This is a genomic window from Collinsella sp. LCP19S3_F2 (assembly GCF_052121015.1).
GTDB lineage: Bacteria > Actinomycetota > Coriobacteriia > Coriobacteriales > Coriobacteriaceae > Collinsella.
In genome coordinates, this window is sequence record NZ_JBQKFA010000001.1 from 299,342 (window position 1) to 320,840 (window position 21,499).

Sequence of the window (21,499 nt, forward strand, 5' to 3'; positions counted from 1 at the left end):
CGTCGGGCATGGACCCAAGGTCTATGCCCTCTTCTTTCAAGGCAATCTGCCGCACCTCGGGCGGTCGGTCTATTTGTTTCGTTTGATAGTTGTATTTAGGAGGCCGTCCTATGGCCGACAATCGCAAGCGTGCGCCTCGTGGCGGCAAGCAGGCCGCTTCTGGCTCGCGTCCGATTCGCCGAAATGACCGCGCTGCCGCTTCCAAGGGCCAGCGCGATCGCACCCAAGCTGCGCGTCCGCAGAGCGATCGCAACCGCGACGCTGTCCAGGCTCCCAAGGGCGAGTTTATCGAAGGCCGTCGTGCTGCCGTCGAGGCGCTGCGCACCGGTTTTCCCATCAAGTGCGCGCTCATTGCCGAGGGCGGGGAGCGCGATGCCGCCCTGTCTCGTCTGGTCGATGACCTCAACGCCGCGGGTGTCCGCATTAAGTACGTGCCGCGCGCGCAGCTCGATGCGCTGTCGAGCCATGGCGCTCACCAGGGTATTGCGCTCGAGGTGGGTAACTTCCCTTATGCGGATGTCGCCGATATCCTCGACCGTGCAGGCGAGGGTCCGGCACTTGTCGTGGTGCTCGACCACGTGACCGACGACGGTAACTTTGGCGCTATCGTGCGCTCCGCCGAGGTCGTGGGCGCGGCGGGCGTCATTATTGCCAACAAGCGCGCTGCCGGAGTGACCGTGGGCAGCTACAAGACCTCAGCCGGCGCCGTCATGCATCTGCCTATCGCGCAGGTCCCCAACATTGCCCGTGCGCTCGACGATCTTAAGGCCGCTGGCTTTTGGGTGGGCGGTGCCTCCGAGCACGCCGAGGGCAGTTGCTGGGATGCTCCCTTCGAGGGCCGCGTGGCGCTTGTCATGGGCTCCGAGGGCGACGGCATCTCGCGCCTGGTACTCGAGAAATGCGACTTTTTGACCAAGCTTCCTCAGCGTGGCATGACCGAGAGCCTCAACGTTGCCCAGGCAACGACGGCACTGTGCTTTGAGTGGCTACGTCGCAACGCCGGCGAGCTCATGGGGGAGGAGTAGCGCATGTCCAAGAAGAACCGCGCCAAGTCTAAGGCCAAGCGCTTTGGCGAAGGCTCGGCCAAGCCGATTGTCTCGGCCGCGACCTACGGCGTAGGCGGCAATGCGTTTGCGCAGGCTATCGCCGACCCGGTCTCCACGGTGCACTCCAATAAGCCCGAGCTGCTGGTGGTCGACGGCTACAACGTGATCCACTGCACGCCGCGCTACGAAAAGCTCGTGTACGACCATTCCGACGATCCGTATTCCAGCGACGTTCACGATATGGCGCGCACCGCCCTTATCAACGACGTCGCCGCCTTTGCCCAGGGCCGCTACGAGGCCGTAATTGTGTTTGACGGTGCAGGCAATATCTCTAGCGAGCGCCCCAACCTGCCGGCTCGCGGCGTGCGCATCGAGTTTTCGCCGACGGGTGTATCGGCCGATACCGTGGTACAAAAGCTCTGCATCGAGGCGCGCGAGGAAGGCCGCGCGTGCTCCGTTGTATCGAGTGACGGCACAATCCAGGCCGTCGTCATGGGCAAGGGCGTTACGCGCATCTCGAGCCGCATGCTGGTGGACGAGATCAAACAGATCGATAACGACGTCCGCGAGGCCGAGGAGGCTCCGCAGATCAAGATGACTCTGGGCAGTCGCCTGAGCCCCGATGCCCTGGCCAAGCTCAAAGCCCTGCGCGGGAGGTAGGTAAACCTTCTATGGGGAGCTGCTTTCTCGATTGATCAACCAACTGGTTTGTAATCAATGGGTTGCGGCTTGGCATCGCCAAAACGAATAGTTTTTGGTTCTGGCGAACAGATAAAACTATTCGTTCTGACGAATAGTTTTGAGATATGGTCGATCAAAGGGCCTGTTGCGCCCCGTCCGCAATTCCTTTATTCTTAATTGGCTTCGCGCGAAAGCGCCAAGTGTGCCAGTGTGGCGCAACGGTAGCGCAACTGATTTGTAATCAGTGGGTTGCGGGTTCGATTCCTGTCACTGGCTCCATGAGAGTTTCGGGCTCTGTTCCCTAGTGGGACAGGGCCCGTTTCTATTTATGGCGATTAGCGTCGGGCTGGGAGCCTGCCAGCTTTCCAGTTGTCTTAATCTGTAACAAGCGGAAGCAAAATATCGGTCTTGAAAAAAAGTTCCGCCCAAATGCGAACGGCCCTCAAATTCTTATAAATGAGAAATGGAGGGCGTGCGCATTTGGGCGGTACAGGGTGACCTTAATTAAGTTGGCTGAAATTCTATTCAGCCTCGTAATAAGTAGGCTCAACCTTTACGGTCTGCGCGCTGACGGTGCCGTAGGCTTCGAAGCGAACCTTCTCGCCCGGTGCCCAGCTGTTGACGTCGGTGTAAGCCTCGCCCTGCCTTACGCCATCGGCGTCATACAGTCCAAGGGTGATGGTGACGTTCGAGTAGGTGTACTGCGTAGTATTTTCAACGACGGCGGAATACGTGTAGCTGCCATAGCCGTCATCAGCGCAATCCCACGGGACATTGTTGAAGTTATTGGCTAGGCCCTCGTCCTGCTCGTTTTTCTTAGTGGCAGCGGTGCCGTTGGCAACGATGTCGTCAAAATCATCCTTGTACTTATCCGAAACAGTCAGATCGTATTTTTCGACAAGAACCTTCAGCGCAGAGGAGCGCTTGTCATAGGCGTCCGACCATTCCGTGTAGAACGAATCGCTCGAGGGGGAGTTGTTCTCTACCACATCCAATTGACCCTGGAGGGAGTTGATGTAGGAGAGGACGTCCTCCTGCATTTGGGAGTCCTTGAACTTTGCGTCTTTGAGCTCCTTGTCGATATCGAGCTCTGTGTTGATGAACTTCTTGTATGCTTTGCTGGTTCCGGTGTCTTCGCCATTTTGCTCCATCTCGCTTATGGCGTCCTGGCGAGCTTCATAGCCCTTGGCGATCGTCTCCATGGCGGTGTCATCAACATACTGAGGCTCCTCGCTCTTGTTGTTCGAGGAACATGCAGCCAAGCCGATCATGACGACCAGGCATGCAAATAGTACGGTAAGGCGTTTTTTCATATCGCATCCTTTCCCTTATTCCGACACGTCATAGGCTACCACCCCTTGTCATTAAAACACTGTTATAAGGGAGCTTTTCGGTAAATGGGAGCGAATCGTTTTCAATTTGTTGAGCAACAAAAAGTATTTTGTGACCGTCCGCGATGATGATCCTAAGTAAGCCGAAAGTGCCTCCCCGCCTTTGGTCTTGAATCTAGCTGGGGCTTCGAAGTCGCCGGTTTTAACGTACTGGAACTTTGGCATAGCCGCTCCTGTCTACCGTGTTTGCATCTATTTTACTGAGGCAGACGAACTCGAGGCTGCGACAAAGGTGCGAGTTGGGGGGCGGGAGCGATAAAAGAAAGACCGCCTGAGGCTGCATTGCCTGGGCGGTCTTCTGATCTTGAGTCGTTCTCTACTGGAGGTTCATTGCTTCGGAGATAACTTCCTCGCGCGATGCGACTGTTTTAATGTCGCTTGTATCGAACTTGAAATCATACGAGACGTTACTGACTTTCGCTTTTTCGCACTTCTCGATGTCAGATTTGGCTACCGAGGAGAAGCTCATTACCATGTGGTATTTATCACCGGACCCCGCAACAAGAGTATCCATGCCGCTCCAACAGCCATAGCCGGTCCCTGCGAACAGCTCATCGTACTGCCCCTTGTTCAGGTAGTAGTCGTCGGTATAGGAGTTCTTGTCGTCAAACTGTATTTCAGGCCCACACGTCCCGGCCGCGCCGCCCTTTGCCGCGTTTTCGTAATAAACGCCATTCAGGTTCTCGTCTTCGTCGGCGTCAACGGTCGAGAGCACCCATAACTCAACCGTCGAGTTTTCCGCATTCTCTACGGCGTACGCGCCCTTAAACGTCACGTGGTTCTTAGCGTTGTAATCTTCGTTCGAGACGTTGCCACAGCCTGCCATGGAAAGCGAAACGGCGCCCATCAATGCGAGAAAGCCCCTTCTGGACAGTTGATTCATCGTCGGCCTTTCTTATTGCACACTAAACAGCTCCTTTACTGTAATACGGACGTTCATTCGATTTGTTGAGCAACAAATACGAGCGGTGCATTATTTGGGGTCAAACGGAGTGGCTTTTGTGCGAGTTGAGGGGGCGGGTGCGGGGGTGATGCCTAGGTGTTTCCGTGATTTGACTTGTCTTCGAACGGTCTGCTCGCCCGCATAATATCGAACCACTCTTGCGACAGTTGCGGGACAATCCGCGCCCGTCCTTTCTCTTCTACGACAAAGGGTATGCCCCCGATGGCAGGAGGCTCCTGCCCGTCGGCTAGCGTCGGACCGAGCAGATATGCGGTTCCGCCTTTGAAGGGGCAGGCGTTGGTGACCTTGACGTTCCATGCTCGATATTTGTATTTGACCCAGGCGATGGCAATCTGTGCCCTCACGTTCCGCGACCCCCTCAGATTGCTGCATTCATTACCTATTTCCATTCGATCTTAGGGCTCATGCCGCTGGGCGACGCAAGGCCTGAAGCCGATTCGATCTTAACGTCTCTTTGTGACCTCCTTCGACCATAAACGGTAGTTAAACGCTGGTCGGAGGAGGTTTTAGAGGTTCGAAAAGAAGTTCTCAAAAGCTCCTGCAAAAAGCTCGAGTGCGGCTGCAATGATTTCCGTCATAAGATTGAAAACCTTGAGTGCTAGATCTGGGCGATTAACGAACAAAATTATTGCAAGCATTAAGGCGGCGAACGCGAGAAGAGGGAGCAGGCATCCCGTGAAGCAGCCTTCGCTTTCTGACTTCTTACGACGGTTTCCCGGTTTCTTCTTACGGCTCTCTGGCTTCCTCTGGCGGCTTTCCTCGGCGCGTTGTTTTTCAAGCTTTGACTCGGCAATATTGCAAGTAAGCTCTGCAACATTTGAGAGAAGCTTTGTTGCTGCTGTTGCGACTCCGAGAACTGCCAATAGCAGGCTGTCGGTATCTGTGGGGACATCAGACTCTTCATCAGACACGTTGAGCATGCCGCATTCGCTACAAGTATGAAGTGATTGCCAGCCCTCATAATCATCCTGGCCATTCAAGATTGCGTCACAGCATTCACAGTGCTTGATGTCCGTTGTGGAGTCGTAGATGAACTCTCCGCATGCGTCGCATATATAGCCATCGTCGTCCGCAGTAAAGAAGGGCTGTTCCTTTAGATCAGCATTGCAGTGGGGACAATGATATGAGCTCACGGTGACTCTCTCTTCTTTACGGTGCAGGCGTTATTCAATATAGCCGTTATGAGGTGTGGTGTCCGTATTAGCTAGGTGAGTGGCTAGGCGGTGGGCGTAGTGGGCGCCGTGGTCGGTAGTGGCGTGTTCGATGATGTGGGTGGCGCGGGTGTTGGGGGTGTAGGTGACGATGCCCGCGTGGTGGCGATCGCCTTCGGGTTGGTAGGCGTAGAGCAGATCTTCGGCAGATGCATTCAATAGCTCAAACGTAAGGCCAACCCAATAACAGGTTGCACTGTCGTTCATCCGACAAACGCTTGGAAATATGAACAGGTCACCTATGAAAAACATGTGGCCGAAAACCGACTCTACTGGGGAAAGGATGGAGGTAACACCTATTCAAGATTAAAGAAATTCCTAGCGGAGATGGACGGCGCTGTTCCCGCGAATCTCTGGTCATATAAGGAAGTGGGGTCGACGGATGTAGCAAGCAAGGAAGTGAGTAGCATCCTAGACGGTAAGTACTTTGACTTTCCCAAACCCACGGCTCTAATAGATAAGATTCTTGATATTGTTGCTGATAGTAACTCATTTATTGCCGATTTCTTTTCCGGATCTGGCGCAACCGCGCGTTCCGTCATCCATCAAAACATGCTCGACTCGGGATTAAGAAAGTTCATCTTGGTCCAACTCCCCGAGGTTTGCGACAGCAATTCGACAGCGTACAGAGACGGATGCGGTACGATTTGTGAAATCGGCGAGGAGTGCATCCGTCGAGCAGGCGAGAAGATCAGGGCCGAGGTCGATAAGACAAACGAGCAGCTCGAACTCGGCGCCGAGTCCAAGCCCGTGCCCGACATCGGCTTCCGCGTGCTGCGTGTAGACGAGTCCTGTCTCAAGGACGAGTACGCCACGCCCGAACAGTACGAGCAGACCGCGCTCGACCTCTTCGCCGACAACGCCGCTGAGGACGCCCCGCCGCTCGACCTTCTCTTCCAGGTCCTGCCCACGTTCCGCATCGAGTACTCCGCGAAGGTCGTCGAGCGCGAAACCGGCGGCAAGGTGTGCTTCGATGTCAATGGCGGCCAGCTTATCGCATGTTTTGACGAGGATGTCGATACCGTAGCGCTGGAGGCCATCGCCAAGGAGCGCCCACGCTACATGCCGTCTTCCGCGACGCATACTTCTCCAACGCCGCCGCCGTGGCAAACCTCGAGGAGCTCTTCAAAACCTTCAGCCCCATTACGAGGCCGAGCGGCGACGTGACATTTCGAGTCTCTTCGGCATGTTCGAGCCACAGGTCGAAAGCATTCTCGGTAGAGAGCGATATGAGGAAGACGATGGAGAGTGGGCTGACGTGTCTTCCCAGATTGTCCGCTCGATGACTCCGGCTCGCGAAAAATCTGGCGGGCAGAATCCGAGATGTGGTTGAATACGCGTTTTGGCTATCGTCTAAGCAAGAAGGATTTCGAGGCCATCTTCGAGATTCGCGGGCTGGAGCCAAATGAATGGACCGGTCGGTTCGTTGAAGATCTGCTGCCGATCAAATCAAAATGACGTCGCTGGTGAATCCCGTCTTCCAATTATTGGGAGACTTGCATTGCGGTTTGGGGCGTCGCTATAAAGTCCGAATCGAACCACACGTACATGGATTGAAACGTATGGTTCGATTCCAGTGCACAGCTATTTTCGATTACCCGCCGTTAGCTTAAAAGCGACGAGATACAAGATGCCGCCGATAACGTACATGCAGGCATCAAGCGGATCTGGGGTACTAAACTCGAGCACCATGGGCGCAAGTACTTCCCAGCAGATTGAGCATCCCACCGATAATGCCAAGCTACTTGCAAAGTTGCATATCGGCGTTTTCCCGCTCACCGTTTCGCAGAGGACGTTTACGTAGGCGGGAAAAATGATTCCTCCGCACAGATCTCCGAGCTGATAATGGGCGAAGTCGTAGGGGAGGAAAAAGTCGAAGCTCGCAATGTATCTGTTAACGAGATACACGATGCCGGCAAGCAGCGGCAGAAGATTTGCGCTGGAAATAAGCGCAGATCTGAATCGTTTAGCCACAGACCGCAAACATAGTCAGGCCAAGGCAAATGCCCAAAGCAATGATGATGATCTGGCTGCAGCCGTTACCCGAAGGGACCATGACACTCTCTTTCTCGATACATTAGTAAATTAAAGTATGCCACAGGAGGCAGCGTATTTGTTGAGCAACAACCTGTGGCTGATACCGTGTTACACGGCCTTGCGTCGGCTGAGGCATCAGCCGAATGACCTGGCACCTGTCGTGATGGCGCTCGACAATGGCGTGAGCACCGTCTACGCCCGTGACGGGCTATCGGTAGAACACATCATCTGGCTTCGAATAATGGGGGGAGTGCGAGTCATTGGCGTTTCTCGAAACGCTCGTTGCGCTCGCCGATTAATAGGCAACCCGTTGGGACTCATTACGCAGCCCGATTTAAACTGCTGACTTGGGTACCGCATGCATTTCGCATAGCCGCGGGAGGCTGCGGCAACCGCCTGACGCTATTTATGAGTCATGAGCTGTTTTGGTTATGCGAGATATCGAAAGGAATTCTAGGATGTCTGTAGATCTGAAAACAGTAAAAGATGCGATGAGCCTTGCGGCGAAGGTCCTGGTTGCGGCCGCGGACGTCATTGATGGCGCAAAGCAGCTCGGCGTCGATGTCGAAGCTGTCGGCGGCGCTGTAAAGGATGCTGCGGATGGTGCCGCTAACGGTGCACGTGTCGTTGCCGATGGTATTGGCAAGGGGCTCGGTGTCGCGGCCGACGGCTTTGGCGCGGCAGTTGGCGCGCTGGGCGGCGCCGCGAAAGCGTTGCAGGACTCAAGAGAGGCCGCCGAGGCTCGCAAGAAGATCAACGCCGCAAGGCAGTCGATTTTCGAAAGTGCGTCCACGGCGATGCCCCTGCACAAGTTTGTCTGCCAGCAGAAAAAGGCTGCCGATGCCGCGTTTAACGGCTTTGATATGCCTGGCTGCTACCTTATCGCGAAGTATCAAAAAGGCGATCACGATAAGAACTACAGTGACTATCTGGGAATTTATGTGGGCTCAAGCGAGCACATGTCGGAGGATATCGTTTCCACGCCCACGCGCTTGGGCGATCCGGATGTCTATGCCGATTACAAGTACCATCAAAACGTGATGCTATTTGTGTTTCCCTGCGAGCTAAAGGACCTCGATGAACGTCGCGAGCTCCTGCTGCGCTCGTTTGAAGGCAGCAGGCTCTACAACGGATCTGAGGTACTGGCTTAAGGGCTTGATTGGGGTTGGTCGACAATCTAGATCTGTAACACGAGGACGAGCATTCAGCTTCCAGCTGTTACAGATATAGACAATCTGGGGGCGAGCTGAGATGTGTCTCAATCTGTAACAACTAGGGAAGGAAAACCGTTCTAACTGTTACAGAATGAGACGTAAGCTAGGGTCTCTGCGAAACATCTCGATCTGTAACAACTAGGGAAGGAAAACCGTTCTTGCTGTTACAGATTTAGATAAACGGGAGACCGCCAGGGAAACATCTCGATCTGTAACAGATAGGGGAGAAAATGTTCTCTAGATGTTACAGATCGAGACAAAGGCCGGACCGGTCCCAGTCATCCTGGTTGAGCGAGGATATTCGGACGCACGAGGATCGTTATCGAAAGTCGATGCCGCAAGCGTGCTCCACCACACCAAAGTGTTCCCTCGGGAAATGTCGCCAGCGCAGCCAAATCCGCCGTTCTTCATATCTAAATTCAGCAAAACCGCAGGTCAAAGGTATATAGATACGCCCGGCACCGTGTATTTATAGGTTTTCGTTGACAGCCCCCAAGGTTGCATCGTATTATCTTTTTCGTTCGCGGGGGCGGAGGCCCAAAAGACCAAAGAACCTGCGGATACTTGAACGATTGGGAGTTTGCCCGAGTGGTTAATGGGGACGGGCTGTAAACCCGTTGGCTCTGCCTACATAGGTTCGAATCCTATAGCTCCCACCCGTCAAGTGCCTGTATAGCTCAGTCGGTAGAGCACTTCGTTGGTAACGAAGAGGTCACCAGTTCAAGTCTGGTTGCAGGCTCCATCCGGCGGTGTAGCTCAGTTGGTTAGAGCACACGGTTCATACCCGTGGCGTCACTGGTTCGAATCCAGTCACCGCTACCATAGGTAACACGGTGGCTTCTCAATAGTATGTTGAGAGGCCACTATGGTATAAAGGCATAGTCCCGTCCGGGGACGACCTGTTTAGAGGAGGGCTTTATGGCCAAAGAGAAGTTTGAGCGCACTAAGCCGCATGTTAACATCGGCACCATTGGTCACGTCGACCACGGCAAGACCACGCTGACCGCTGCCATCACCAAGGTTCTCTCCGAGACCGAGGGCTGCAAGGCTGACTTCACTGCGTTCGAGAACATCGACAAGGCTCCCGAGGAGCGCGAGCGCGGCATTACGATCTCCGTCTCCCACGTCGAGTACGAGACTGCTGCCCGTCACTACGCTCACGTTGACTGCCCGGGCCACGCTGACTACGTCAAGAACATGATCTCCGGTGCTGCTCAGATGGACGGCGCTATCCTGGTCATCGCCGCTACCGACGGCCCCATGGCTCAGACCCGCGAGCACATCCTGCTCGCCCGTCAGGTCGGCGTTCCCTACATCGTCGTCTTCCTGAACAAGTGCGACATGGTCGACGATGACGAGCTCATCGACCTCGTCGAGATGGAGACCCGTGAGCTCCTTTCCGAGTACGAATTCCCCGGCGACGACATCCCCGTCATCCGTGGTTCCGCTCTGGGCGCTCTCGAGGGCGACGCCAAGTGGATGGACGCCATTCGCGAGCTCATGTCTGCCGTCGACGAGTACATCCCGACGCCTGCTCGTGACAACGACCTCCCGTTCCTGATGGCCGTTGAGGACGTTATGACCATCTCCGGCCGTGGTACCGTTGCTACCGGCCGTGTCGAGCGCGGTGAGCTCAAGCTCAACGAGCCCGTCGAGATCGTCGGCATCAAGGATACCCAGAACACCGTCGTTACCGGTATCGAGATGTTCCGTAAGTCCATGGACTTCTGCGAGGCTGGCGACAACGTCGGTCTGCTGCTCCGCGGCATCAAGCGCGAGGACATCGAGCGCGGCCAGGTTCTCTGCAAGCCCGGTTCGGTTACCCCGCACACCAAGTTCACCGGTGAGATCTACGTTCTGACCAAGGAGGAGGGCGGCCGTCACACCCCGTTCTTCGATGGTTATCGTCCTCAGTTCTACTTCCGTACCACCGACGTTACCGGTACGGTCAAGCTCCCCGAGGGCACCGAGATGGCTATGCCTGGTGACCACATCACCATCGAGGGCGACCTCATTCACCCGATCGCTATGGAGGAGGGCCTGCGCTTCGCTATCCGCGAGGGTGGCCACACCGTCGGTTCGGGCATCGTCTCCACGATCATTGAGTAAATTAGCTCTCTGATACAGCTGACTTAGAGAACCCGGCACTTATATGGGTGCCGGGTTCTTTTCTACGTGGGTCTTTTTGCCTGATGATTACGCTTAGCTCGCTCTTAAGTTGAGCGTGAGGAATCGATTAGATCTCGTTGGCTCCATTGATGTGTTCCAAATATGAATGGATCTACCGAGAACCAATTGATTCGAGGTTTTCGTTGACAGCACTTACGTAGAGCTGATAAAGTACCAACTCGTGCCCGTACGGGGCGGATATGAAAGGTTCAGGATACATGCGTACTCTAGTTACTCTTGCGTGCACTGAGTGCAAGCGCCGCAACTATACGACCACTAAGAACAAGGCGAACATGCCTGATCGTATGGAGATCAAGAAGTATTGCCCCTGGTGCCGTCACCACACGCTGCACAAAGAGACTCGCTAGTCTCTAGTCACATACGCCAGTAGTTCAATTGGTAGAGCATCGGTCTCCAAAACCGAGTGTTGAGGGTTCGAGTCCTTCCTGGCGTGCCAGTCATTATTCCGTAAGCTCCCATTTGGGGGCTTACGGTTTACTCATGTATAAGCGCATTGCGCGGAGGTAACCCAAATGGCCAACAAGAAGAACAAGAAGAAGGCACAGCAGCAGGCGCCTGCCAACAAAGCTGCCGCCAACTCCAAGGTTGAGGCCAAGAAGGCCGTTGCCAAGAAGAGCGAGAAGGCTGCGAAGTCCAAGAAGAACGAGAAGCCCGGTTTCTTCGCCCGCACCAAGAAGTATTTTGCTTCGGTGAAGTCCGAGATGAAGCGTGTCACGTGGCCCGATAAGAAGGAGCTCGTGAACTACTCGGTCGTCGTTTGCGCTTCTCTGATCGTCGTCGGCGTCGTCATCGCTCTGCTCGATGCTGGCTTTGGCGAGGCTCTTGCTCTGTTCTCTGGATTGAGGGGCTAAACCATGTCTAAGCGTTGGTACGTCGTCCACACTTACTCTGGATACGAGAACCGCGTTAAGTCCGATCTCGAGCATCGCATCGAGACCATGGGCATGCAGGATCGTATCTTTGATATTGAGATTCCTATGGAGCGCGTCACCGAGATCAAAGAGGGTGGCAAGCGCGAGACCAAGGATTCTAAGATCTTCCCGGGTTATGTCCTGGTTCGCATGGAGATGGATGACGATGCATGGACGTGTGTTCGCAACACGCCCGGCGTCACCGGTTTCCTGGGCGGCAACGGCAAGCCCGCTCCGCTTTCCCGCGACGAGTACAATAAGATGACTCGTCGTCCCGGTAAGGGCGATTCGCCCAAGCGTACGTCGGTTGATATTGAGGTCGGTACGTCCGTCCGCGTCACCGATGGCCCGCTTACCGACTTTGATGGCAAGGTCTCCGAGGTTAACGCCGAGGCAGGCAAGCTCAAGGTCACGCTGATGATCTTTGGCCGCGAGACGCCGGTCGAGCTTGACTTTAACCAGGTCGCTGTCATCGCTTAAGTTTTCGTCCGTTCGCGCGAGCGTGCTTCTTCTGTGACTGCTCATCTCAGGAGTGCTTCTAACACGTGCGTGCTTACGATATAGCAAGTACTTCACACTCGTGATTCGAAAGGAATGACCATGGCTGAGAAGAAGGTTGCCAACGTCATTAAGCTCCAGATTCCTGCTGGTGCCGCTAACCCCGCTCCTCCCGTCGGCCCCGCCCTGGGCGCTGCTGGCGTGAACATCATGCAGTTCTGCCAGGCCTTTAACGCCGAGACGCAGGACAAGAAGGGCGACATTATCCCCGTTGAGATCTCTGTCTACGAGGATAAGTCCTTCTCCTTCATCACCAAGACTCCGCCGGCGGCTCACCTCATCAAGAAGGAGCTGAACCTCAAGTCTGGTTCCGCTAAGCCCCAGGCCGACAAGGTTGGCCAGCTCTCTCAGGAGCAGCTCACCAAGATCGCCGAGATCAAGATGCCGGACCTCAATGCCAACGACATTGACGCCGCCAAGAAGATCATCGCCGGTACCGCCCGTTCCATGGGCGTCACCATCGCTGAGTAGCGTTTTTCTAGGTAACGACGGGTGCTCCGACCGGGGCGCCCGTTAAATGTGTGCAATAGGGCACACGATACGATGTGGGAGGGCTCACGCCCGTTTAACCACAGGAGGTAATGCACATGGCTAAGCATGGTAAGAGCTATAACGCCGCTGCCGAGAAGGTCGACCGCGCCACGCTCTACACCCCCCTTCAGGCTGCCAAGCTCATCAAGGAGCTCGACACCGCCAAGTTCGACGAGACCGTCGAGGCCCACTTCCGTCTGGGCATCGATACTCGTAAGGCTGACCAGAACATCCGTGGTTCCATCTCCCTGCCCCACGGCACCGGCAAGACCGTTCGTGTTGCCGTCTTCGCCGAGGGCGAGAAGGCCCGTGAGGCCGAGGCTGCCGGCGCCGATATCATCGGTTCCGACGAGCTCGTCGCCCAGATTCAGAAGGGCGAGATCAACTTCGACGCCGCTATCGCTACGCCGAACATGATGGCCAAGGTTGGCCGCATCGGTAAGATCCTTGGTCCCCGTGGCCTCATGCCGAACCCCAAGCTCGGCACCGTGACCATGGACGTCGCCAAGATGGTCTCCGAGCTCAAGGCCGGCCGCGTTGAGTATCGCGCCGACCGTTATGGCATCTGCCACGTGCCCCTGGGCAAGAAGTCCTTCTCTGAGCAGCAGCTCGTTGAGAACTACGCTGCCCTGTACACCGAGATCCTGCGCGTCAAGCCCTCTTCAGCTAAGGGCAAGTACGTCAAGTCCATCTCTGTGTCTTCCACCATGGGCCCTGGCGTCAAGGTCGATCCCGCTGTCCAGCGTGACTTCCTGGCTGAGTAACTTCTAGTTACTGCCTGAGCAAAGCAAGCATTGCTAAAGGAACCCGGTTCTGTCTCGTGCAGGACCGGGTTCCTTGCTATTTCGGGCCAAAACCAACACGAAGGAGATAGGCGCCTTTGTGGTGGTTTTGGTTCAAAATCCCCGTTGCGCGTCGTTTTGCCTGTGTTACACTTTAGCCCAATGTAGTGAATACCCGAGGCTGAAAGGAGCCAGACATGTTCTATAACAAACAGCAGCTCCTAGGCCTAGCGCTACTAGATTGGATAGCGCGCTAGGGTTGTAATTTCGCTATAACGATTAGTTGTACCCGGGTGCGCTATCTTCCGCCGCTTTTGGGCGTGATGAGCGACACGGGTATTATTCTATCTTGAGGCACTCCATCTCTCCTGAAAGCCAACTGTATCTTTAGCCTGTCAGGAGGAAATCATGAGCCGCAAAATCGCAATCTTTGACACAACGCTTCGTGACGGGGAGCAGTCTCCCGGCGCCAGCATGAATACCGAGGAAAAGCTCGTTATTGCACGCCAGCTGGTACGTATGAATGTCGACGTGATCGAGGCGGGATTTCCTATTTCGAGCCCCGGTGATTATCGTTCCGTACAGGAGATTGGCAAGATCGCGGGTGACCGGTGCACGGTATGCGGTCTCACCCGTGCGGTCGATAAGGATATCGAAGTAGCGGCAGAAGCCCTCAAGACGGCTCAGAGGCCCCGTATCCATACCGGTCTGGGTGTGAGCCCCAGCCATCTGCGTGACAAGCTCCATATGACCGAGGATGAGGCTATCGAGCGCGCTATTCACGCCGTAAAGCACGCTCGTAAGTTTGTCGACGATGTCGAGTTTTATGCCGAGGATGCGGGCCGCTCCGATCAGGAGTTCCTGGTCCGCATTATCGAGGCAGCGATCAAGGCCGGCGCTACGGTCGTGAATATTCCGGACACCACGGGCTATAACTTGCCTTGGGAGTTTGGTGCTCGTATTCGCGATCTGCGCGAGCGCGTGGCCGGCATCGAGGACGTTACGATTTCGGTCCACACACATAACGATCTGGGCATGGCCACAGCCCTTGCACTCGAGGCCGTCCGCAATGGCGCGACGCAGATCGAGTGCACCATCAACGGCTTGGGCGAGCGCGCGGGCAACACGGCGCTCGAGGAGGTCGTCATGGCCATGAGGATGCACGAGCAGGATCTGGATGCACATACCGATATCGTAACGACCGAGCTCACGCGCGCATCTAAGCTCGTCAGCTCAATAACTGGCATTAACGTGCAGCCCAACAAGTCCATTGTGGGCGCTAATGCGTTTGCCCACAGCTCGGGCATTCACCAGGATGGCGTGCTCAAGGCGCGTGACACCTACGAGATTATCGATCCCAAGGACGTGGGTGCAGCGGGATCCGAGATTATCCTTTCGGCACGTTCGGGCCATGCGGCGCTGCGCCATCGTCTCGCCGAGCTGGGTTATACGTTTGGTGATGAGGAATTCGAGTCGATCTATCAGCGCTTCTTGGAGATTGCAGATCAAAAGAAAGAGGTATTTGACGAGGACCTGGAGTCGATGATTCAGGAGCGCCAGCGCGAGGTCAAGGCGATCTACACCCTCGACGCGCTTCAAGTTTCCTGCGGTGACCCGCTTATTCCTACGGCCACGGCAACCATCACGGACGAGGACGGCGCGACACGGGTGGTTTGCTCGACGGGTACTGGTCCGGTTGATGCGGCCTACAAGGCGGTCGACAAGGCCATCTCTGCCCATGGCGAGCTGACGGAGTTCAATGTTAAGGCCATTACGCGTGGTATTGACGCCATCGGTGAGGTGACGGTGCGCATCACCGCCGAGGATGGAAAGATTTACACCGGCCGCGGCGCGGATACCGACATTATCGTGAGCTCGGCCAAGGCTTACATCAACGCTATTAACCGCATGATTCAGACCAACCGTTCCAAGGCGGGCAAGTAACGATATTCGGCAGGGCAAAGCCCGCTTGAGAGGGGAATCACATGGCACGTCCCATGACCGTAGCAGAGAAAATTTTGGCGGCACACGCAGGCCTGGACGAGGTAAGGCCGGGCCAGCTGGTCGAATGCGACCTGGACATCGTGCTCGCCAACGACATTACCGCACCTATCGCGATCGATGTCTTTCGTGAGCTGGGTGCCACCGAGGTATTTGATCGCGATCGCATTTGCCTGGTGCCCGATCACTATGCGCCCAACAAGGACATCAAGAGCGCCGAGCAGACCAAAAAGATGCGAGATTTTGCGCACGAGCAGCATGTGACGCACTATTACGAGCAAGGCTGCGCGGGCATTGAGCATGCCCTGCTGCCCGAGCGCGGCGTGGTGGTCCCGGGTGATCTGATTATCGGTGCCGACTCGCATACCTGCACGTATGGCGCCTTGGGTGCGTTTTCGACCGGTGTGGGCTCAACAGACGCCGGCGTGGGCATTGCCACGGGGCGCGCATGGTTTAAGGTGCCGCCGACGATTCGCTTTGAGATTAACGGCGAGCTTGAGGACGGTGCCACCGCCAAGGACATCATCCTGCACATTATCGGCATGATCGGCGTGGACGGTGCCCTGTACCAGGCCATGGAGTTTGCCGGCAGCACCATCGAGGGCCTGTCGATGGAAGGTCGCATGACAATTTCGAACATGGCGATCGAAGCGGGCGGCAAGGCGGGCATTATCGAGGTCGATGATGTTGCCCGCGCCTGGCTCAAGGGGCGCTGCGAGCGTGATTACGTTGAGTATCACGCCGATCCAGACGCCGAGTATGCCCAGGTTATTGCCATTGACGCGGCCGACATTAAGCCGTGTGTATCGTGGCCGCATCTGCCCAGCAACACCCATCCGGTGAGCGAGAGCCGTCACATCATGATCGACCAGGCGGTAATCGGCTCGTGCACCAACGGACGTATCGAGGATATGCGTGCTGCGGCCGAAGTCATGCGCGGCCATAAGGTTGCCGACGGGGTGCGTTGCATCGTGATTCCGGCGACCCAGGCGGTCTTCCGCCAGTGCATAAAGGAGGGATTGACCGACATTTTCCTAGATGCCAACTGTGTGTTCTCCACGCCCACGTGCGGTCCGTGCCTGGGCGGCTACATGGGCATCTTGGCGGCGGGGGAGCGTTGCGTTTCTACGACCAACCGCAACTTTGTCGGCCGTATGGGCGACCCCACGTCCGAGGTCTATCTGGCCTCGCCGGCCGTGGCGGCTGCTTCTGCCGTGGCGGGGCACATATGCTTGCCGTCTGACCTGTAGGGGCTACGGGGTCCTTCGACCTTTGCTCGCTACTGCGGACAGTCCTGGCACTTTTTTTGTTCGCCGAAGGCGAACGCTAACTTTCCATTAGCTTTTTTGTAGCCGAAACGCGAACGAGGGATTTGATATTTGCTTGCGTCGAGTTCCGCACGAGCCGGAGAGCACTTAATGTGCTCTCCGTGCGAGCAGGACTGTCCGAGTAAGTAAGTAAATATCAAATCCCCCGCATTCCATGTTTGAACGGAGAATGATATGAACTTTGAAGGTTCGGTTTTTCGATATGGTCGTGATGTTGATACGGATGTCATCATTCCTGCTCGGTATCTGAACTCGTCCGACCATGCGCACTTGGCGGCGCATGCTATGGAGGATATTGATCCCGCGTTTGCCTCTGCCGTGAGGCCCGGTGACATCATTGTGGCTGAGGAGAACTTTGGTTGCGGTTCTTCGCGTGAGCATGCCCCGGTTGCCATTAAGGCTGCAGGGGTGTCGTGTGTTATTGCCAAGAGCTTCGCACGCATCTTCTATCGCAATGCCATTAACGTGGGCCTGCCCATTATGGAGTGCCCCGAAGCTGTCGATGCGATTTGTGCCGGCGATACCGTGAAGGTCGATACCGATGCGGGTGTCATCACCAACGAGCGTACTGGCGAGACTTTTACAGCTGAGCCGTTTCCGCCATTTATTGCCGAGATTATCGAGGCCGGCGGTTTGGTTGCGCGCACGCGTGCCAAGATTGTCGCGGCAAAGGGTCAGGAGGCGTAAGCGATTATGACGGTCAAGCTGGATAATCCGTTTGCAAACGGGCCGAGTAGCGAGAGCTGGAGCTGCAACGTGAAGAAGACCTATAAGATCTGCTGTCTTCCTGGTGACGGCATTGGGCCCGAGGTTATTACCGAGGGTAAGAAGGTGCTGGCTGCCGTGGGCAAGCGCGCTGGCGTAGAGTTTGCCTTTGAGGATCACCTGATTGGTGGCGCGGCGATCGATGCGTGCGGCAATCCGCTGCCCGATGAAACCCTTGCGGCGGCAAAGGCGTCGGACGCCGTGCTGTTGGCATCCGTCGGTGGCCCAAAGTGGGATTCGACCGATCCGGCGGCCCCGCGCCCCGAGCAAGGCTTGCTGCGTATCCGCAAAGAACTCGGCCTCTATACCAACCTTCGCCCCGTAAAAATCTACGACGCACTTGCCAGCGCATCGACGCTTCGTCCCAAAGTCATCAAGGGCGTTGACATGGTACTCGTCCGCGAACTTACCGGTGGCATTTACTTTGGCAAGCACGAGCGCTTTTATGACGAGGGCGGTGCGGGCACCGACGGTGTGGCTGGCCAGCGCGCGGTTGACGTAATGGAGTACCGCGAGTACGAAGTTGAGCGCATCGCCCGCCAGGCGTTCGAGGCAGCTCGCAAGCGCCGCGGCAAGGTGACAAGCGTGGACAAGCGCAATGTATTGGAGACGAGCCGCATGTGGCGTGAGGTCGTGCATCGCGTGCATGACGAGGAGTATCCAGATGTAGAGCTTGAGGACCTGCTCGTCGACAACGCCGCCATGCAGCTCATTAACCGACCGGCCGACTTTGACGTCGTAGTTACGGAGAACATGTTCGGCGACATTCTCTCCGACGAGGCGGCGCAGATTACCGGATCGCTCGGCATGCTTGCCTCGGCTTCGCTGGGCGATGGCGTGTCGCTGTTTGAGCCGAGCGCCGGCAGCGCGCCCGACATCGCGGGGCTCGGTATCGCTAACCCGCTCGCGCAGATCCTGTCGGCGGCAATGCTGCTCACGTACGCGCTCGACATGGGTGGGCAGGCTGCTTGGATCGAAAATGCCGTGGCGCGTGTGCTTGACGAAGGCTGGCGTACCCGCGACATCGCCGACGCCAGCACCCCTGCCGATAAGATCCTCGGCACGACCCAGATGGGCGATAAGGTCATCGCCGCGCTGTAGCGTCGAGATGTCCGGAACCACCACAAAGGCACCTGTCCCCTTTGTGGTGGTTACCAGGGGGTTCTGGCGGTTGAGGACTCGATTGCCTCGTGGCGTTTGAGCTCGCGGCGCATGGTTTGCGAATTGAGCCAGGCTGCCTGCCATCCACGGATGGGGTAGCGCGCCTCGTCCAGCTTAAACTGCGTATAGCCGCAGGCGTTGATAATCGTCGTCCCGCATGCGTGCTGGCGTTCGCGTTGAAAGTCGCGAACATAGCATTGGTGCACATGCCCGTGCACCATGTAGTCGGGATTCCATGTCTCGAGCGCTGTGTTAAAGCATGCGAATCCCCGATGCGGCAGATCGTCCAGATCGCCCATGCCGGCGGCGGGCGCATGGGTGAGCAAGATGTCGCAGCCGCCGACCATCCTCACTTTGCGGGACAGCTTGCGCACGCGCTTGGCCATCTCGCGCTCGGTGTACATGTTAGCGCCATCTCGATAGCGCATGGAGCCGCCAAGCCCCGCAATGCGGACGCCGCGATACACGTACACGGTGTCTTCGACACAGATGCAGCCGCCCGGTGCATGACGCGCGTAGCGGTCATCGTGATTGCCGCGCACGTAGATGAGCGGTCTGTTGATGACCGTGACCAAAAACTCAAGATAGTCCGGGTCCAGATCGCCAGCGGACAAAATTAGGTCGACACCCTCAAAGCGTTCCTTGCGAAAGCACTCCCATAGGCATCGTTCTTCGGTATCGGCTATGGCAAGGATTTTCATAGGGCGCGGACCTTCGGCTCATCGTCGGGCTGCGGAATGGTGCCCACCACGTTGTCTGCCAGCCAGTCCATCTCGACGATTTGCGTGCTCGGCAGTGGGGGAAAGCCCTCAATCTGCACCACGCCGTCTTGGCTATGGAGCTCGCCGCCAAATGGATTGATAGAGCCCTCGACGATGCCATTGCGGAGGAGCTGAACAAGCTTGCGCGTCTGATAGGGCAGACCCGGAGCGTAGCGAATGTCGATAACGCCCGAGCTCATGCCATACCAGTAGTTGACGGCGCGAACCTGGCTGTCGTCACTGGTCTCGTCCCAGGTGCCATGCAGCAGACTTCGCACGATAAGCTCGTAGTATCGGCCCCAGTTCCATACCGGCATGGCAATGCCGGCAACCTTGCCATCGACCAGGCGGTGGAGTCCGTAGGCCGTGGGGTCTTCGAGCGACTTTGACATGTCGGCGCCGGTCATGACGCTCACACCTTCGCGGCACATGGCCTCGGCAAGGCCTCCGGCGGGCACATCGCCCCAGGTCAGGATAATTTGCGCACGGGGGTCGAGCAGCGAGGCGCCAATCGCAAAGGCGTTGATCTCGCTGAGTGCGCCCGAGGCGAAGACCGACGCGTGGTAACCGATGCGGTGGTTGTCCGCCATACTGGCGGCAAGGGCGCCCAGGAGAAACTTGGCTTCGTACATCTTGCCAAAGTACGAACGGACGCTTTGGTGGGGAAGGCCGATGGAGCAGTTAAGGAACCGAACCCGGGGATATTCAACGGCAGCCCTGAGCGTGTATTCCATCAGGCGGTGCGAGGTCGAGAAGATGACGTTTGCTCCATGTTTGACAGCCGTTTCCACGGCGGCGTAGAACACGTCCGGATCGTGACAGTCCTCAAACGCCTCGGTGCGCACGATACCGCCAAAGTGCTCATCGAGATACTGACGCCCTTGGTCGTGCAGGCTGTCCCAGCTCGACGTCGCACAGGTGAATTCATGGATAAAGGCGATGCGCAGGGGGTTGGCCGCCGAATAGACGGTCTTGCCCATAAAGAAGTTGAGCATGCCGGAGGTGGACTTGGCGGGCAACCCCTCCTCATCGACGTTCGGCGATTCGACAAGATCGACCTTGTCCTCGTCACTTTTCCCGGCGATGACCAGCTCGCGCCAGATCTTGCACAGGCGGTTTACGACGATATCCGTCGGCGTATCCAGCAGGCGGTCCTGGTTGTACACATTGAGGTACACGAGCATGGCGTCGGCGGGCGTAATGTCCAGGTGGTCGCCGCCCGCGCGAAGGTAGGCGCGCTTAAAGAGTAGGAAGGTGTGGCGCAGGTAGTCGACCTTTTTCTGGGGCCATTTTTCGATAAGGTTCTGACCGAGCATCTTGGCGAGCGTTTCGTAGCTTCCTTCGCGCGAGAACTCGATCTCGTATAGGGGGCAGACACGCCAAAACGCGCAGAACTCGCCGTACAGGCGGCTTTCGACGGAATCCCATTTGCCGGGATAGAGACGGGTGACCTTGGCCGAAACCGTCGGGGCGTCCAGGAATTTGAGGACACTGACGCGTTTGTTGCCCTCCTGGACATAGAATCGATGCATGAATTCGGTGACGATGATGGGGTCGCGATAGCCCTCGGTTACCTGAATGTCGTAGAGGTTGGACCACTTGCGGGCGAACTCGGTGCTAAACGGCAGCAGGGGCATAAAGTTGCATGAAAAGGCGGACTGACGGCCCTTGGTAACCGTGCCGACAACCATTTCGAGCGGAATATCCCGCAGGCCGACATTCTCTCGCTGACCTAAGGGGAGCTGGGCAACCAAACTGTCGAGGTCCGTAAGGTATGGATGCTCGCTTTGGCTAATGGCGCGTCGACGTCCTTGCTCGCCGCGCTTGCGTGCTTGACGGTAGGCCTCTTCCATAGTTTGCTCCCTTAGTCGTTTAAACAACTGTATGAACTATGGTACCACGAATGAAAACCTCCCATTTCCCGATGTCCAAGAAATGGGAGGCAGTTCACCGTCCCCTTTGTGGCG

21 protein-coding genes and 5 tRNA genes are annotated in these 21,499 nt (G+C 56.6%); 19 read left to right on the plus strand and 7 right to left on the minus strand.

The features are described 5' to 3' along the window. The first annotated feature begins 110 nt into the window (after window positions 1-110). The 3 genes from rlmB to ACTQX9_RS01310 all read left to right on the plus strand — a co-directional run bounded on the left by rlmB (window position 111) and on the right by ACTQX9_RS01310 (window position 2,006). Window positions 111-1,025, plus strand: coding sequence for a 23S rRNA (guanosine(2251)-2'-O)-methyltransferase RlmB (gene rlmB / locus ACTQX9_RS01300; RefSeq protein ID WP_441540279.1), 915 nt, complete (start codon window positions 111-113; stop codon window positions 1,023-1,025). Window positions 1,026-1,028: 3 nt separating this feature from the next. Next, on the plus strand, window positions 1,029-1,706 hold the full coding sequence (locus ACTQX9_RS01305; protein ID WP_427718358.1) for an NYN domain-containing protein: 678 nt from the start codon (window positions 1,029-1,031) through the stop codon (window positions 1,704-1,706). Window positions 1,707-1,931: 225 nt separating this feature from the next. Beyond that, a tRNA-Thr gene (locus ACTQX9_RS01310) sits at window positions 1,932-2,006 on the plus strand. A gap of 242 nt (window positions 2,007-2,248) precedes the next feature. Here the strand turns inward: ACTQX9_RS01310 and ACTQX9_RS01315 are convergent. The 5 genes from ACTQX9_RS01315 to ACTQX9_RS01335 form a co-directional block, all read right to left on the minus strand. After that, on the minus strand, window positions 2,249-3,040 hold the full coding sequence (locus tag ACTQX9_RS01315; RefSeq protein ID WP_427747692.1) for an FxLYD domain-containing protein: 792 nt from the start codon (window positions 3,038-3,040) through the stop codon (window positions 2,249-2,251). A gap of 394 nt (window positions 3,041-3,434) precedes the next feature. Next, a complete protein-coding gene (locus ACTQX9_RS01320; protein WP_441540280.1) occupies window positions 3,435-4,001 on the minus strand; it encodes a hypothetical protein in 567 nt (188 codons plus the stop codon). Window positions 4,002-4,153: 152 nt separating this feature from the next. Continuing rightward, window positions 4,154-4,426: a hypothetical protein gene (locus tag ACTQX9_RS01325; protein ID WP_427727039.1), complete on the minus strand. Its 273-nt coding sequence runs from the start codon at window positions 4,424-4,426 to the stop codon at window positions 4,154-4,156. Window positions 4,427-4,588: 162 nt separating this feature from the next. After that, entirely contained in the window at window positions 4,589-5,215 is a 627-nt protein-coding gene (locus tag ACTQX9_RS01330; RefSeq protein WP_441540281.1) for a hypothetical protein, read from the minus strand. Between the two features lie 30 nt (window positions 5,216-5,245). After that, on the minus strand, window positions 5,246-5,500 hold the full coding sequence (locus tag ACTQX9_RS01335; RefSeq protein WP_441540282.1) for a hypothetical protein: 255 nt from the start codon (window positions 5,498-5,500) through the stop codon (window positions 5,246-5,248). A 45-nt stretch (window positions 5,501-5,545) separates the two neighbouring features. Between ACTQX9_RS01335 and ACTQX9_RS01340 the strand changes: the two genes are divergently transcribed. The 16 genes from ACTQX9_RS01340 (at window position 5,546) to leuB (ending at window position 18,711) form a co-directional block, all read left to right on the plus strand. Continuing rightward, window positions 5,546-6,460: a DNA methyltransferase gene (locus tag ACTQX9_RS01340; RefSeq protein WP_441540283.1), complete on the plus strand. Its 915-nt coding sequence runs from the start codon at window positions 5,546-5,548 to the stop codon at window positions 6,458-6,460. A gap of 1,328 nt (window positions 6,461-7,788) precedes the next feature. Further along, window positions 7,789-8,481 carry a hypothetical protein gene (locus ACTQX9_RS01345; protein WP_427727045.1) on the plus strand — a complete coding sequence of 231 codons (693 nt, stop codon included), beginning with the start codon at window positions 7,789-7,791 and terminating at the stop codon, window positions 8,479-8,481. A gap of 637 nt (window positions 8,482-9,118) precedes the next feature. Continuing rightward, a tRNA-Tyr gene (locus ACTQX9_RS01350) sits at window positions 9,119-9,200 on the plus strand. 10 nt (window positions 9,201-9,210) lie between these two features. Continuing rightward, window positions 9,211-9,286: transfer RNA gene (locus ACTQX9_RS01355), tRNA-Thr, on the plus strand. Between the two features lie 3 nt (window positions 9,287-9,289). Continuing rightward, a tRNA-Met gene (locus ACTQX9_RS01360) sits at window positions 9,290-9,366 on the plus strand. 96 nt (window positions 9,367-9,462) lie between these two features. Continuing rightward, the gene (gene tuf / locus ACTQX9_RS01365) at window positions 9,463-10,653 is read left to right on the plus strand and encodes an elongation factor Tu (protein WP_154514756.1); all 1,191 of its coding nucleotides are present in this window, start codon (window positions 9,463-9,465) and stop codon (window positions 10,651-10,653) included. Window positions 10,654-10,931: 278 nt separating this feature from the next. Further along, window positions 10,932-11,081: a 50S ribosomal protein L33 gene (gene rpmG, locus ACTQX9_RS01370; RefSeq protein WP_102372646.1), complete on the plus strand. Its 150-nt coding sequence runs from the start codon at window positions 10,932-10,934 to the stop codon at window positions 11,079-11,081. 13 nt (window positions 11,082-11,094) lie between these two features. After that, window positions 11,095-11,170: transfer RNA gene (locus ACTQX9_RS01375), tRNA-Trp, on the plus strand. Between the two features lie 76 nt (window positions 11,171-11,246). Then, the gene (secE, locus tag ACTQX9_RS01380) at window positions 11,247-11,585 is read left to right on the plus strand and encodes a preprotein translocase subunit SecE (RefSeq protein ID WP_154514754.1); all 339 of its coding nucleotides are present in this window, start codon (window positions 11,247-11,249) and stop codon (window positions 11,583-11,585) included. 3 nt (window positions 11,586-11,588) lie between these two features. Beyond that, window positions 11,589-12,125: a transcription termination/antitermination protein NusG gene (gene nusG / locus ACTQX9_RS01385; RefSeq protein ID WP_427718370.1), complete on the plus strand. Its 537-nt coding sequence runs from the start codon at window positions 11,589-11,591 to the stop codon at window positions 12,123-12,125. Between the two features lie 120 nt (window positions 12,126-12,245). Next, window positions 12,246-12,674: a 50S ribosomal protein L11 gene (gene rplK / locus ACTQX9_RS01390; RefSeq protein ID WP_022093893.1), complete on the plus strand. Its 429-nt coding sequence runs from the start codon at window positions 12,246-12,248 to the stop codon at window positions 12,672-12,674. Between the two features lie 116 nt (window positions 12,675-12,790). After that, window positions 12,791-13,498, plus strand: a complete 708-nt coding sequence (gene rplA / locus ACTQX9_RS01395) for a 50S ribosomal protein L1 (protein WP_154514750.1) — start codon at window positions 12,791-12,793, stop codon at window positions 13,496-13,498. Between the two features lie 426 nt (window positions 13,499-13,924). Next, window positions 13,925-15,460 carry a 2-isopropylmalate synthase gene (locus ACTQX9_RS01400; RefSeq protein ID WP_441540284.1) on the plus strand — a complete coding sequence of 512 codons (1,536 nt, stop codon included), beginning with the start codon at window positions 13,925-13,927 and terminating at the stop codon, window positions 15,458-15,460. Between the two features lie 41 nt (window positions 15,461-15,501). Continuing rightward, window positions 15,502-16,767 (plus strand): 3-isopropylmalate dehydratase large subunit, encoded by a 1,266-nt coding sequence (leuC, locus tag ACTQX9_RS01405; RefSeq protein WP_441540285.1) that lies wholly within the window; start codon window positions 15,502-15,504, stop codon window positions 16,765-16,767. 252 nt (window positions 16,768-17,019) lie between these two features. Beyond that, a complete protein-coding gene (locus ACTQX9_RS01410; RefSeq protein ID WP_154514746.1) occupies window positions 17,020-17,532 on the plus strand; it encodes a 3-isopropylmalate dehydratase small subunit in 513 nt (170 codons plus the stop codon). Between the two features lie 6 nt (window positions 17,533-17,538). Next, window positions 17,539-18,711 carry a 3-isopropylmalate dehydrogenase gene (gene leuB / locus ACTQX9_RS01415; protein WP_441540286.1) on the plus strand — a complete coding sequence of 391 codons (1,173 nt, stop codon included), beginning with the start codon at window positions 17,539-17,541 and terminating at the stop codon, window positions 18,709-18,711. 50 nt (window positions 18,712-18,761) lie between these two features. On the opposite strand, the gene ACTQX9_RS01420 is transcribed toward leuB, so the two are convergent. Further along, window positions 18,762-19,472, minus strand: a complete 711-nt coding sequence (locus ACTQX9_RS01420) for a metallophosphoesterase family protein (protein WP_441540287.1) — start codon at window positions 19,470-19,472, stop codon at window positions 18,762-18,764. After that, window positions 19,469-21,385 carry a BMP family ABC transporter substrate-binding protein gene (locus tag ACTQX9_RS01425; RefSeq protein ID WP_441540288.1) on the minus strand — a complete coding sequence of 639 codons (1,917 nt, stop codon included), beginning with the start codon at window positions 21,383-21,385 and terminating at the stop codon, window positions 19,469-19,471. The genes ACTQX9_RS01420 and ACTQX9_RS01425 overlap by 4 nt, the downstream gene beginning before the upstream one ends. Between the last annotated feature and the right edge of the window lie 114 nt (window positions 21,386-21,499).

Bases quoted from the DNA above. Each gene is read 5' to 3' on its own strand.
- nusG (WP_427718370.1), top strand. From the start codon at position 11,589: ATGTCTAAGCGTTGGTACGTCGTCCACACTTACTCTGGATACGAGAAC.
- tuf (WP_154514756.1), top strand. From the start codon at position 9,463: ATGGCCAAAGAGAAGTTTGAGCGCACTAAGCCGCATGTTAACATCGGC.
- ACTQX9_RS01305 (WP_427718358.1), top strand. From the start codon at position 1,029: ATGTCCAAGAAGAACCGCGCCAAGTCTAAGGCCAAGCGCTTTGGCGAA.
- rplA (WP_154514750.1), top strand. From the start codon at position 12,791: ATGGCTAAGCATGGTAAGAGCTATAACGCCGCTGCCGAGAAGGTCGAC.
- ACTQX9_RS01400 (WP_441540284.1), top strand. From the start codon at position 13,925: ATGAGCCGCAAAATCGCAATCTTTGACACAACGCTTCGTGACGGGGAG.
- rplK (WP_022093893.1), top strand. From the start codon at position 12,246: ATGGCTGAGAAGAAGGTTGCCAACGTCATTAAGCTCCAGATTCCTGCT.
- rlmB (WP_441540279.1), top strand. From the start codon at position 111: ATGGCCGACAATCGCAAGCGTGCGCCTCGTGGCGGCAAGCAGGCCGCT.
- ACTQX9_RS01335 (WP_441540282.1), bottom strand. From the start codon at position 5,500: ATGAACGACAGTGCAACCTGTTATTGGGTTGGCCTTACGTTTGAGCTA.
- rpmG (WP_102372646.1), top strand. From the start codon at position 10,932: ATGCGTACTCTAGTTACTCTTGCGTGCACTGAGTGCAAGCGCCGCAAC.
- ACTQX9_RS01315 (WP_427747692.1), bottom strand. From the start codon at position 3,040: ATGAAAAAACGCCTTACCGTACTATTTGCATGCCTGGTCGTCATGATC.
- leuB (WP_441540286.1), top strand. From the start codon at position 17,539: ATGACGGTCAAGCTGGATAATCCGTTTGCAAACGGGCCGAGTAGCGAG.
- leuC (WP_441540285.1), top strand. From the start codon at position 15,502: ATGGCACGTCCCATGACCGTAGCAGAGAAAATTTTGGCGGCACACGCA.
- ACTQX9_RS01345 (WP_427727045.1), top strand. From the start codon at position 7,789: ATGTCTGTAGATCTGAAAACAGTAAAAGATGCGATGAGCCTTGCGGCG.
- ACTQX9_RS01410 (WP_154514746.1), top strand. From the start codon at position 17,020: ATGAACTTTGAAGGTTCGGTTTTTCGATATGGTCGTGATGTTGATACG.
- ACTQX9_RS01420 (WP_441540287.1), bottom strand. From the start codon at position 19,472: ATGAAAATCCTTGCCATAGCCGATACCGAAGAACGATGCCTATGGGAG.
- ACTQX9_RS01425 (WP_441540288.1), bottom strand. From the start codon at position 21,385: ATGGAAGAGGCCTACCGTCAAGCACGCAAGCGCGGCGAGCAAGGACGT.
- secE (WP_154514754.1), top strand. From the start codon at position 11,247: ATGGCCAACAAGAAGAACAAGAAGAAGGCACAGCAGCAGGCGCCTGCC.
- ACTQX9_RS01320 (WP_441540280.1), bottom strand. From the start codon at position 4,001: ATGAATCAACTGTCCAGAAGGGGCTTTCTCGCATTGATGGGCGCCGTT.